This is a genomic window from Pseudoalteromonas atlantica (genome assembly GCF_043641955.1).
Lineage (GTDB): Bacteria > Pseudomonadota > Gammaproteobacteria > Enterobacterales > Alteromonadaceae > Pseudoalteromonas > Pseudoalteromonas atlantica_A.
Genome location: NZ_JBHZRV010000004.1, coordinates 314,838 through 327,082 on the forward strand (window position 1 = coordinate 314,838; position 12,245 = coordinate 327,082).

The 12,245-nt window shown below is 40.9% G+C and carries 8 protein-coding genes; 3 read left to right on the forward strand and 5 right to left on the reverse strand.

Features of this window, described 5'->3' with window-relative positions; translation table 11 throughout:
• Positions 1 to 5 precede the first annotated feature (5 nt).
• The 3 genes from ACHUE3_RS10950 to ACHUE3_RS10960 all read right to left on the reverse strand — a co-directional run bounded on the left by ACHUE3_RS10950 (position 6) and on the right by ACHUE3_RS10960 (position 4,551).
• Entirely contained in the window at positions 6 to 1,994 is a 1,989-nt protein-coding gene (locus ACHUE3_RS10950) for an LTA synthase family protein (RefSeq protein ID WP_394192447.1), read from the reverse strand.
• A 341-nt stretch (positions 1,995 to 2,335) separates the two neighbouring features.
• Positions 2,336 to 2,998 (reverse strand): START domain-containing protein, encoded by a 663-nt coding sequence (locus tag ACHUE3_RS10955; protein ID WP_394192448.1) that lies wholly within the window; start codon positions 2,996 to 2,998, stop codon positions 2,336 to 2,338.
• 32 nt (positions 2,999 to 3,030) lie between these two features.
• Positions 3,031 to 4,551 carry a CYTH and CHAD domain-containing protein gene (locus ACHUE3_RS10960; RefSeq protein ID WP_394192449.1) on the reverse strand — a complete coding sequence of 507 codons (1,521 nt, stop codon included), beginning with the start codon at positions 4,549 to 4,551 and terminating at the stop codon, positions 3,031 to 3,033.
• Positions 4,552 to 4,760: 209 nt separating this feature from the next.
• On the opposite strand from ACHUE3_RS10960, the gene ACHUE3_RS10965 reads away from it, so the two are divergent.
• Complete coding sequence (locus ACHUE3_RS10965; RefSeq protein ID WP_394192450.1) at positions 4,761 to 5,360, forward strand: TIGR04211 family SH3 domain-containing protein; 600 nt, start codon at positions 4,761 to 4,763, stop codon at positions 5,358 to 5,360.
• Positions 5,361 to 5,399: 39 nt separating this feature from the next.
• On the opposite strand, the gene ACHUE3_RS10970 is transcribed toward ACHUE3_RS10965, so the two are convergent.
• The gene (locus ACHUE3_RS10970) at positions 5,400 to 5,879 is read right to left on the reverse strand and encodes a winged helix-turn-helix transcriptional regulator (protein ID WP_394192451.1); all 480 of its coding nucleotides are present in this window, start codon (positions 5,877 to 5,879) and stop codon (positions 5,400 to 5,402) included.
• A 170-nt stretch (positions 5,880 to 6,049) separates the two neighbouring features.
• Between ACHUE3_RS10970 and putA the strand changes: the two genes are divergently transcribed.
• Both putA and ACHUE3_RS10980 read left to right on the forward strand, forming a co-directional pair.
• Positions 6,050 to 9,853: a bifunctional proline dehydrogenase/L-glutamate gamma-semialdehyde dehydrogenase PutA gene (gene putA, locus ACHUE3_RS10975; protein WP_394192452.1), complete on the forward strand. Its 3,804-nt coding sequence runs from the start codon at positions 6,050 to 6,052 to the stop codon at positions 9,851 to 9,853.
• 105 nt (positions 9,854 to 9,958) lie between these two features.
• The gene (locus ACHUE3_RS10980) at positions 9,959 to 11,158 is read left to right on the forward strand and encodes an HD-GYP domain-containing protein (RefSeq protein WP_394192453.1); all 1,200 of its coding nucleotides are present in this window, start codon (positions 9,959 to 9,961) and stop codon (positions 11,156 to 11,158) included.
• Between the two features lie 32 nt (positions 11,159 to 11,190).
• Here ACHUE3_RS10980 and ACHUE3_RS10985 read toward each other — a convergent pair whose 3' ends face one another.
• On the reverse strand, positions 11,191 to 12,243 hold the full coding sequence (locus ACHUE3_RS10985) for a general secretion pathway protein GspB (protein ID WP_394192454.1): 1,053 nt from the start codon (positions 12,241 to 12,243) through the stop codon (positions 11,191 to 11,193).
• Between the last annotated feature and the right edge of the window lie 2 nt (positions 12,244 to 12,245).

The window sequence follows — 12,245 nt, forward strand, 5'->3', positions numbered from 1 at the left end:
AGGTTTCAATCCATACCACGAGTAAGCAAGTGCCATGCAGTGGCCATATAACGATTATAAGCTTGCTCTGTATCAGCATCAACATATTCAAACCCTGATGGACTGAATGACGTTAACTGAGTTTTATCGTGTTCATTAACCTTATAATACTCGTAAATCGCCTCTAAATCTCCCTTCCAGAGTTTTTCATTGCGACGAATAGTTTGAAAACCAAAAACAGTGCGCTGTTCCTGAGCACTTAACAATGATTGGCCCATACTATAAAACGCTGTATTTTTTGGTGCGATTAAATTAAGTAAGGTCGGCGCAATATCCATATGGCTTGCAACTTGTTGCGATGACAATAAATCAGGTGTAATTCCTTGTCCATAAATCACCATTGGCACATGTGTTAGTTCAAATAAATTAGGCCGGCTATGTAGGTAACGACGACTAAAATGATCCCCCGTGATCACAAAAAGAGCATCAGGGTAACGCTGTTCCATTTTACGCACAAACTCGCCCAGCATTTTATCTGCATACCATAAATGCCCTAATACATAAGGGTCTAATAATTCCCCTTCTAACGATTGTATTGTTGCTGGGTAATCATCATAAGAGGCGTATGGGTAGTCAAGTTGCGTTAAATCTAAGTTAAATGGGCCATGATAACTGCCGCTTAAAATTACATTAAAACTTTTCTGCTCGGTTTTAGCCGCTGCGAGTTCAAATAGTTGACCGTCATCAATTCCCCATACACCCGCACTGCCTTTACCACCAGCATCTGTTGCGGAATAAATGTTATCGACACCTTGCGATCCTACATATTCACCTACATTTTGCCATGAGAGTAATCCTCCATAGAAAAATTGACTGGTATAACCAAGCCGCTCCATTTGATTAATAAAAGAAAGCTTACTAGCAGGTTGTTGCGGGCCAATGCGGCTCATGTTCACACCTGAAAATGGAATACCAGACAAAATACTTGATAGTGAATTCATCGTACTACTAGCAGCAGGTAGCATATTATCTAAATAGATCCCCTTACCAGCTAAGCTTTTTAATTCATTAGTCACATTAAGCGATGCGTATTTTTGCTGCAGAGGCCACGAGTCATAACTTTCCATGATTATCAAAAACACTTGAGATGGAGGGTCAATAAACGCTCCTTTTGTGTGTTGCTGATAATCAAGTAATGGGTTATTAAGTGGTGCTGCATTTGAGCTCAAATATGGGTTTTTGCCATCCATCCCATGATTTTGCAGTTCGTTATAATCTTTTATTGCATACACAAAGCTACGAAAAGGGTTAATCACTAGATTGTTTACAAACGGATCAGGAGTAACCGCTGACCATTTACGGGAAGCCGGACGGGATTCGAATGAGCCGCGAATAGCGCAGATAAAAAGCACTGTGATCAAAATAACAAGTATTGATCGTTTCCATTTACAGGCAGTATAAATGCGCGTTAGAAAACCAAGGCTAGTGTGGTCAACATGCTTACAATATCTAAACGCAACAAACAGCAGAAGCACTAAACTTATAAGGCTTCCCCAAGGTTTGTATTGTTTTATTGCGGTTAATGCGATGGCCTGCTGATCATCATGTAGCCCTTCAAACATAAAATAGTTAAATTGTGTACCATACTCAGAGATATAGGTGACGCTGGTAATGCATAATAAAATCATTACGCTAAAAAATACTCTCGCTGTATAGAGGCGAATTTTTGAAACCCAGTGCCCTAACCGCATTGGTTGAAAAATACAATTGAGTAAAAAAGGAATACTAAAACACACTCCACTCGCTGCTGAGTCAAAAGCAAAGCCAGTCTTTAAGGTATTGTATAGAGCTGTTGCATCTAAAGGTGCTGCAATATGATCATAAAAATATACTAAGAAGAAAATACGAAAGCTCATGAAGAGCAATACACCTGCAAACCAAAGTGCAGCTAAACGCCAACACTCTGTTACAAATGAAAACCAACGACTACTGGGCGTTGAAGTAACATTAAACACTATCTATGTCCTTATAGCACATATTCCCAAAAGAGGAACTGTACCAATAAAGGACACAAATTCAATTCATATTATGTTTTAAAGTGTAAGAAAGTGTAAAAAAATACAATTTATTAACTTATAAAAAACAAGGAGCTAACACTATATAACCTGAACTCTGGTTAAGAGATGTACTAATATATTGATATTAAATAACAAATTTTTTTCTTAGTCTCCAGCCGGAGACTTTTAGCGATAACAAGACGAATTTACGCGTCAATAGCTGGCCTATTGCAAGTAAATTCAACGCAGTTAGCGTTGAAAGTAGCCGCTGGAGATATATTTATTATCCAGAGCTCAGGTTATATAGAGCAATGACCCTCTTTAATAACAATAGGCGCAGCACGATATAACTCTTGAGCGAGCTCACTGCGTAAAGCTTGTAGTGTTTTGAGTGTACTTTTTAAACTTACCTTATTGCTTAACCAATGGGGAATTGCACCACCAGGGTCAGCATAAACTGTGTAGGTGAGCGTCAAACTAAGCTTTGCTGGGGTATTATTTTCTTCGAGTAACCAAGTCGCTTTTAAGTCCTTGATGCGCACAACAGAGTCGACTTCCTCCTTAAAACCTGGGTAAGCACTAATCGTTAATAACGTTTGCGTGGGACTTAGCCGCTTGTAACAGGAATAACTCACCATATCCCTGTCTCTAACAGGCCACGGTGAGTTAATTTGTGTATATACGATGGTTTCTGCTTCGCTTGGACGCGCTAACACCTGAACGTGACTAACATTTTCGACCCATTTCGCAGCTCGTTCAGTATCACTTAAAAGAGCTATGAAGTCGCTCGCAGTGCTGTTTTCTATAAGCAACGAGCCTTTAACTTCAACAATACCATTTTGATGTTTCTTGTAGGAAACATTGATCCCTTCTTGAGACTTCCATGATAGCCATGATGTTTGCTGTGCAGCATGAACTGTACAGCAACATAGTATGATTATTAATCCGGCTATTTTACGCATTGGCATTCCATTGTGTTACTGCCAGTACCAGGCTATTCCCAGTAGGGTGAAATCTTAAATGATGCTAGACGACTTTGCTCCATCGCACTCACTAAGAACTCAGATTTCATTTCAAGCCAATGCTGAATTTTGGCAAGCTCTTCATCTTCTTGGCCTGCACATAGCTGCTTTAAATAATCGAGCGTGCACAGCTCATAAATACCATGAGAAATATCTAACCAAGGAATACGGAACTCACTACAATCCTCTTTATCAAACAATGCACCTAAACAGTTTCCGCTAAGTAAGCTATTTTCCAAGCGTGTACGCAGGTTTAAATAGTCTTTACAAGTGAGGGTTTGTTGTTCTGGTAACAACTGATGCAGGTCCTGCCAATCTTTATGAAATAAGCGGTTCGCTATTTCATCAACAGAGCGTTCTGCAGCTTGAAACTGGGTTTGCCCCCAGCTTTTACGCCACTGTTTATCTACAAGCCAGGTTGTTAAGCTAAGTAGTAACCGATTATAGCGGGCGCTGTGAAAGAGCTTGTTGATGTCATCAATGCTCGGCTGTAACTCTTTAAGGTCATTAATGACTTGAGTAAGCTCTGGAGCGCTGTTAATTTTTTTGTAGTAAGCATGACGTTTTGATGTGTATGTTTTCAGCTGAATAGCATTCTCAACCCACGCCAGTTCACTTAACAACCATTTAAGCTCTACTCTCAATGACTCTGTGGTACTTTTATCTACAATGTCATCAAATAACCAAAATGTGTGGCGAATCAGGCTAATGCCATCAGTAACACGTTTAAGGGTTTTTAAACTTGGCTTGTCAAAGTAGCACTGCTCATGCTTTTGCACAAAGCGAATACCAAACCCTATCGCTGCAATGAGAGCTTGCTCTTGCGTTGCCTTTTTAGGCAATGAAACAAAACCGATTGATTTGCTCGGTTTAAGCGGCTTTTCATCCGCTAAACGATAACCTCTCGCTGCTTTAGAATACAAACCAAGACGAATATTACTTTGTGCAACCAGCTTGTCAGCCAAAGCAAACAACTCATTGCGGCTGCCTTCCATAAGTTCAATTTCCAGCTCACATATTGGCTCAATACGTCCAGAGGCTGAAACTTCACCTTTATCTAAAACCACCTCAATTTTTGCCCCACTCTCGGTTTCAATTAACCAAGTACGGCGAATAAAGTTAGTACTGAAAATTGGATATAAATTAGCGGCTATTGCGTTAACTTGCATACCGTGAGGCCAAATACTGCTGTCAAATTCAGTGATATCTGGGCGGTTACCTTCAATCGGCAAATTATATTCAGGGCGCTGATGTAATCCACCAACAACCTCTCCTGCCAATTTAATTGTTTGCTCACATTGGTTGTCTGCACAACGTGTTCTAAAGCCAATATCAAGTGCTCTTAACTCACGACTTGGAGTGTCATAGTAAGCATTTTGCAAGCTACGGGAAGGCTTATTTGTGACGGTTTTTGCAAATTGAGTAATTAACGCGGGGATCAGTGGAACGACGGCATCTGACACCAAAAACTTAAGTTCTATCTCAGTATCCATTAGGCTTGAGGATTACCTTTAAAATAAATAAGAGCTCAAAATAAACAAAGCAAAGCGGTAATGCAAATTTTTTAGCGAGATTTCATTTATTCACTGTAATGTGATTACAATATCAGCCTTGCTATTAGCGTGTTAAATCCATACTATCTCTATACTTAGAACGAAAAAAATTGCCGTAACGATCACGGTTACATTAACAGGGTAGATTAATGTTTAAACATTCTTTATTAGCTTTACTTATTAGTGCTGTTGCGTTTTTTAGCCACGGCGAAGAAGCAAATTCAGCAAACAATACAAATACGGCTTATATTGTTGATAATCTGTATACGTTTATGCATTCTGGTGCGAGTAAAAACTACCGTATTATCGGGTCGGTTGATGCAGGAACAAAGCTTACGCAACTGTCACCTGAAGAAAATGGCTTCGTCAAAGTCGTTGATGATAAAGAACGCGAAGGCTGGGTAGAGGCTAAGTTTGTCTCTAAATCAGCTGGTATTCACCAGCAGTACCGTACTTTGAGTGAAGAGATGACGTCGATGCAAGAGCAACTTCGTCAAACACAGATTGAACTGCCACAGCTGCAAGAACAGAACCAATCACTGACTGATCAAAATTTAATGCTGTCAGAACAAATAACCAAACTACAAACGACCCTCAATGCAGAACGTACTCAAAAGCAACAAGCAGGTGCTAAAGAGAAACGCCAGCTACTTACCTACGGAGGAGCTATCGCATTTATAGGGTTGTTTTTAGGGATTATTTTAACGATAGTGCTGTCGCGCCGTAAACGTTACGACGGATGGGCATAAGCAATATAATAAAAAAAGCACCAATTGGTGCTTTTTTATTTAATCGAGCTTGAGACCATTGTCTTCCTTTATTTTCTCAATAACCATATAGGTATGGTGCGTACCCACACCTGGTATATCAACTAAATCGCCTAACACTTGGCGGTATTCGTCCATATCTGACACACGTATTTTTAATAAATAATCGTAGCCGCCCGCCACCATGTCGCACTCGATAACTTGAGTTATTCTTAAAATATGTTCACGGAAGACTTTAAACACAGCCGTGTTTGATGTTACTAATGACACTTGTACATGCGCTAATAAACTCTGATTAAGTTTTGCTTCGTTAAGCTTAGCAAAGTAGCCCTCAATATAGCCTTCTTGCTCGAGTCGTTTTACTCGGTCAAGACAAGGGCTGGGGCTTAAGTTAACCTGCTTTGCAAGGTTCACATTAGATATTCTGCCGTTTTTTTGCAGAACGTCTAATATTGCTAGATCGATACGATCAAGCATGCGTAATCTATTGGGACTTGTCATAACAGAATTTTATGCGGATAAGTTTAACGTATGCCCTGTAAATTATCGTAAATCGGCAAATTTAACCAGCATATTCTGCTGGAATTTAATTAGAATGCACGCATTAAACAACATGATAATCGAGCGGCACACTTTTTTTGCTGCAAGACTCCACACTTTTGAGGTTACTTATGTTATTCAACGGCGATTTGACTACAACGTGTCCAATTCGACAAAAAATCCGTGACTTTTACCGCATTGATGAAAATGCTGTAATTGATCATATTTTACCCCTTGCCGAAGTAGGCGTAAAAGCACGTAGTCGTGCGTGGGAGCGTGCACGTCAAATAGTTCACAATATTCGTAAAGACCAAGATGGTCAAAGCGGTGTTGATGCACTTCTAAATGAGTTCTCACTATCTAGTGAGGAAGGTGTGGTACTAATGTGTTTGGCTGAAGCCCTACTTCGTGTGCCAGATAAAGCAACCCAAGAAACGCTAATTCGTGACAAATTAGCAAAAGGCGACTGGAGCTCACATTTAGGTAGCAGTGACTCTCTATTTGTTAATGCATCATCTTGGGGTCTATTAGTGACCGGTAAAATGGTTAACTACAACGACAAAACCAAAGATCAGCAATTTGGTGTGTTGAAAAAAACCATTGGGCGTTTAGGTGAACCAGTAATTCGTAAGTCAGTTAACTTTGCGATGAAGATCATGGGTAAGCAATTCGTTATGGGTCGTACCATTGACGAAGCGATTGAACGTGCTGCAGATACAGAACGCAAGGGCTATGTATACTCATACGATATGCTAGGTGAAGGCGCGCGTACAATGAAAGACGCGGACCGTTATTACCAAAGCTACCTAAATGCAATTCACTCTATTGGTAAAGCTGCAAATGGACGCGGTCCAATTAAGAGCCCGGGGATTTCAGTAAAACTTTCAGCGATTCATCCACGTTATGAGTTCACGCATAAAGAACGTGTGATGGAAGAAATTGTACCTAAGCTAAAAGCATTGGCACTTGTCGCTAAAAGTTATGATATTGGCTTTACAGTAGATGCAGAAGAAGCTGACCGTTTAGATATTTCACTTGATGTCATTGAAGCTGTATTTAGCGACGACGATTTAGCAGGCTGGCATGGTTTTGGCCTAGCTGTTCAGGCATACCAAAAGCGCGCTATTTTTGTTATCGAATGGCTTACAGAGCTTGCTACCCGTGTTGGGCGTAAACTCATGGTACGCTTAGTTAAAGGTGCTTACTGGGATACAGAAATCAAAACTACCCAGCAAGATGGATTAGACCATTTCCCTGTATTTACCCGAAAAGCGACGACTGACGTTTCATACAAAGCTTGTGCTATTAAAATGCTTGAAGCACGTGATGTACTTTATCCGCAATTTGCAACACACAATGCATACACCGCAGCCACTATTTTAGAAGTTGCAAAAGGCGATCATGATGGATTTGAGTTCCAACGTTTGCATGGCATGGGTGAATCATTATTTGACCAAATTGTAACGCAAGAGAAAATCCAGTGTCGTGTGTATGCGCCTGTTGGCCAGCACGAAGACCTACTAGCTTATTTGGTTCGTCGCTTACTTGAAAACGGCGCTAATTCATCATTTGTAAACGCGATTGTTGATACCACGCAACCTGTTGAAGCATTGTTGCCAGATCCTGTTGAAACGCTGCAGGGCTTACGCAATAAATACAATACTCAAATCAAAATGCCTATTGATTTATACGGTGCAGAACGCGCTAACTCAAAGGGTATGGATTTAACTGACATCAATGCAATTACACCATTTAAAGAAAACTTAGATGCGTGGTTTGAAGAACATCGTATTGATGAAAGTGACGTGCCTGAGGGCTCATTAGCCGTTAAAAATCCAGCCAATCATAAAGAAGTCATTGGTCACGTTAAATTACATAACAGCGATGACATGCTAGGCCTACTTGCTAATGCAGAAACAGCCTTTGAGTCATGGTCGCAAACACCTGTAAAAGATCGTGCAAATTTACTTCGTCGTATTGCAGATATTTTAGAACGTCACCATGATGAACTTGTAGCAATCTGTATTAAAGAAGCAGGTAAAGTTGCACAAGATGGTATTGATGAAGTACGCGAAGCCGTTGATTTTTGTCGTTACTACGCAGCGCGTGCAGAAGAGCTTAGTGAAGATGAACGTTTTGAAGCCCGCGGTGTTATTTTATGTATAAGCCCGTGGAACTTCCCGCTCGCTATCTTTTTAGGTCAAGTAGCTGCTGCAATCGTAACCGGTAATACTGTTATCGCTAAGCCAGCAGAACAAACAAGTTACATTGCACTGCGCTCTATTGAGCTAATGTTATCAGTTGGTTTACCTGAGCATGTTGTACAACCTGTTATTGCTCGCGGTAGTGAAGTAGGCAAAACAATTGTACCTGATGAGCGTATTCAAGCAGTGATGTTCACAGGCTCAACCGAGACTGGCACTATCATTTCACAAACACTTGCAGCGCGTAACGATATTCAAGTACCGTTAATTGCAGAAACCGGTGGTCAAAACTGTATGATCGTTGATTCAACTGCACTCCCTGAGCAAGTGGTTGATGATGTGATTAGTTCTGGTTTCCAAAGTGCCGGTCAACGCTGTTCTGCATTGCGTGTATTATTTTTACAAGAAGACGTGGCAGATGGCATCATTGAGATGATCAAAGGTGCGCTTAAAGAGTTACATGTTGGTGATCCTTCACTACTTTCAACTGACATTGGTCCTGTTATCGATGACAAAGCACTGAAGAATCTAACCGATCACGTTGAGTATCTTAAAGGCAATGCCACACTGCACTATGAGTGTGAAATTCCTGATAATACTGAAAATGGCGCTTATTTCTTTGCTCCACGCTTATATGAAATCAAAGATTTATCAGTACTTAAACGTGAAGTATTTGGCCCATGTGTGCATGTAATTCGCTTCAAGGGCACTGAACTTGACAATGTTATTGATCAAATCAATAACACTGGCTATGGCTTAACTATGGGTATTCATTCACGTATCGAAGAGCGCTGTGAACACCTTGCTAAAATGTCACGCGCGGGCAACGTTTATGTAAACCGCAATATGATTGGCGCTATTGTTGGTGTGCAACCGTTTGGTGGACGTGGCCTATCTGGTACTGGCCCTAAAGCAGGTGGTCCAAACTACTTGCAACGCTTAGTAAAAGAAAAAGCGTCACCTGATAACGTGCAAATGACCAACTTAACACCCGATGAGCTTGATTTACACCACTACTCAGGTGCAAATGAGCAAGTTGAAAAGTTAATGACCAATTCAATGCGCGACGAAAAAATCTGGCGCGCAACGCCATTGAATGATCGTGTTTCTGCGGTACGTCAGTTGCTTGCAAAAGTTGCCACTGTCGATATTATCGATGAGCTTGCAGACGATTTGGCATTAACACTTGCCGACGCACGTGCTCAGCTAAACCGCCTTGAAAAGCACATGCGTAAATATACTACGTTACCTGGGCCAACAGGCGAATCAAATACACTGCACCTTGAAGCTCGCGGTTGTGTAGTATGTTACGCAGATAAGAGCACATCATTTAACTTTTGGGCTATCTCTATTATCACTGCACTTGCAGCGGGTAATACTGTAATCACGGTAGCATCAGAATTATTCTATGATGAAGCTGTTGCGTTTAAAGACAAGTTTATCTCAACGGGTGTCGCTGAAGGTGTGTTCCAAGTTGCAAAGCCAAACCAGCTACAAGCAATCTTGGCGCATCCACATTTAGCGGGCGCAGTGGTTGCAGCACGTTCATCACGTCTAGGCTACTTTAGCCAGCAGCTTGCACAACGCAAAGGCGCAATCTTACCTGTGATAAGCTCAGAGTATTACGATACGCTGATCAAACGCCTGATCACAGAAAAGACCATTAGTATTGATACTACCGCCTCAGGTGGTAACACATCGCTAATGACTTTGGTCGAAGATGACGAGTAAAATCAAAGACTAAGTATCAAAGGGCGCACTTTAGCGCCCTTTTTGCTACTTATATGTTAAAAAGTTTGCTAGTTTTAATGTATGTTGATTTTTTTTAAGTAAGCAATGTTCAAAACCATCCCTATCAAACAACTTCTACCTGGTATGTTCGTTCAACAAGTAACGAAGCAGTCAGGTAATATCAAAATAAAAAACCAAGGATGGGTAAAAACGCAGGCTGGTATCGATAAGTTAATTAAAGCGGGTATTTTAGAGGTCGAGATTGACCCTGATAAAACCATCATAGAGCAACCAAAAGAGCTAAACGACACACCGATTATAAGTGCCCCACCAAAACAACGTGATCCATGGCATACCACTCACTCTGTTGAACAAGAGATGGGCAAAGCCCAAAAACTTTATTGTGAAGCTAAAGACCTACAGAGCAAAGCATTTATTGACATTAAAGCTGGCAACACCATTGATATCGCACCATTTAAAGAGCTTGCAAGTGGCTTTATTGATTCGGTTTTTCGTAATCAAGATGCGCTGGCCTGTATTACACGGATGCGAGAAAAAGACAGTTATCTTTTAGAGCATTCAATTAATGTTTCTGTTTTAATTAGTATTTTTGCCAAGCATCTAAATTTTGAAAAAGAACTCATCGAAGAGCTGGCGACAGGCGCACTGCTGCACGATATTGGTAAAATACAAATCCCTGATGAGATTCTTCATAAACCCGGGAAACTGACTGAGCAAGAATTTAAAACTATTCAAAATCATGCACTTTATAGTAAGCAAATTCTAGAAGAATCAGGTTTAACAGGCATTGCTGTTGATATTGCAGGCTTTCACCACGAACGCTTAGATGGCAGTGGCTACCCGTTTGGAAAGCACGCAGACGAAATCAGTCAATATGTGCGTATGGCATCGATTGTTGATGTATATGACGCGCTTACTGCTGAGCGAGTTTATAAAGAAGGCATGGAGCCCATTAAAGCCTTTAAAATACTTAAAGATGGCTGCCCTGATAGCTTCGATGGCGAGCTATTGACCAAATTTATTCAATGTATTGGTATCCACCCTGTTGGTACTTTAGTGAAGCTTTCAAGCCAAAAAGTCGGATTGGTAACAAAAAGCAACCCAGCAAGCCCGCTAAAGCCGCAGGTTAAAACCTTTTATCATGCCAAACATGCACGCTACACTGGTGTAGAAGATATTGATTTGGCTCATAGCCGTACTCATGACACATTGGAATCAGCCGTGAAACCTAAAGATTTTAATATTGATTTAATCAGATTTTTTAAGCATTCAATCCTGCCGTAATACTACGGCAGGGGTATACTCATAAAAACCAGTTACTCTGGCCAGTCTTGCAGCGCTTTAATACTAAATTGATAGCCATCATAACTTAATACACTTTGTTCTGGGGTTATCTCTAACACTTCAATATCACCTAAACTATCACCCTCATACAACTCTCGGTTGTTAAGCTTGATCCATCGCTTCTCAACGGACGATGAATAAATGTGTGCCTGATATTTAATTTTAGGTAGCAAAGCTAATAAGCCATCTGGTAGTAGCTCAATAGGCTCTGCATAGGAAGAGTTTCTTGTTGCTTGGGTAACTTGATTGGTCGTGACTGTTTCAGTGTCTTTAATTGCTTGGGCAAACGCATTTTTAAGCTCGTTAGGGACGGCCTCTAATTCGCTATCACTTTGCTGCGAGGTTTGTTTAGCTGTATTTGAGTCGCCAATAGGTCTGCCAAGCACCTTATATTGGCTTAAATCAATATCTCTTGATCGTGTATTTGATGGTTGTGACTGTGCAAACTGTTGGGGTTGAGCATATTGCTGAGGCTGCGAATACTGCTGCGGCTGATACTGAGCAGCAGGAGCATTGATCACTTGCTGATACCCATTAGGAGTTTGGACTAAAACAGTTTGCCCTTGCGAGTAAGTTGGTACAGAATTAACAGGCACTTGGACCCATTGATATTGTTGAGATTGGTTCGAGTAGCCTTGAGCCATCACTGGCTGCTGTGAATGAGTAAACTGTGCGGGTACATTTTGAGCTTCTTGCGGTACATTCTTAGGCAATGTATCGCTGCCCTTTTGTACGCTTGAAATTTCTTCTTTCGGCTGTGTCTCTTTTGCAACGGTTGCTTCAGGCTCTTTAAGGCTAGGTTCCGACACACTATCCGTTTGAATATTTTTAGCTTGTAACCACTTACCAATGGCAAACCCTGCCACTAAGGTCAGTGCTAAAGCTAACAACAGGGCAAGTGACATCGCGATTAGACGATACCGTTTCAGCTCTTGTTGCTGTTTAATTTGTTGAGCATTTTGATCAAAAGCAGATGCTTCATCACGATGCTCAGACTGTTTTAATGCATCTAATAAAAACGACATAA

What these genes read in the sequence shown, in the direction of transcription:
- ACHUE3_RS10955 (WP_394192448.1), bottom strand. Translation starts at nt 2,998, where the DNA reads ATGCGTAAAATAGCCGGATTAATAATCATACTATGTTGCTGTACAGTT.
- ACHUE3_RS10960 (WP_394192449.1), bottom strand. Translation starts at nt 4,551, where the DNA reads ATGGATACTGAGATAGAACTTAAGTTTTTGGTGTCAGATGCCGTCGTT.
- ACHUE3_RS10965 (WP_394192450.1), top strand. Translation starts at nt 4,761, where the DNA reads ATGTTTAAACATTCTTTATTAGCTTTACTTATTAGTGCTGTTGCGTTT.
- ACHUE3_RS10970 (WP_394192451.1), bottom strand. Translation starts at nt 5,879, where the DNA reads ATGACAAGTCCCAATAGATTACGCATGCTTGATCGTATCGATCTAGCA.
- putA (WP_394192452.1), top strand. Translation starts at nt 6,050, where the DNA reads ATGTTATTCAACGGCGATTTGACTACAACGTGTCCAATTCGACAAAAA.
- ACHUE3_RS10980 (WP_394192453.1), top strand. Translation starts at nt 9,959, where the DNA reads ATGTTCAAAACCATCCCTATCAAACAACTTCTACCTGGTATGTTCGTT.
- ACHUE3_RS10985 (WP_394192454.1), bottom strand. Translation starts at nt 12,243, where the DNA reads ATGTCGTTTTTATTAGATGCATTAAAACAGTCTGAGCATCGTGATGAA.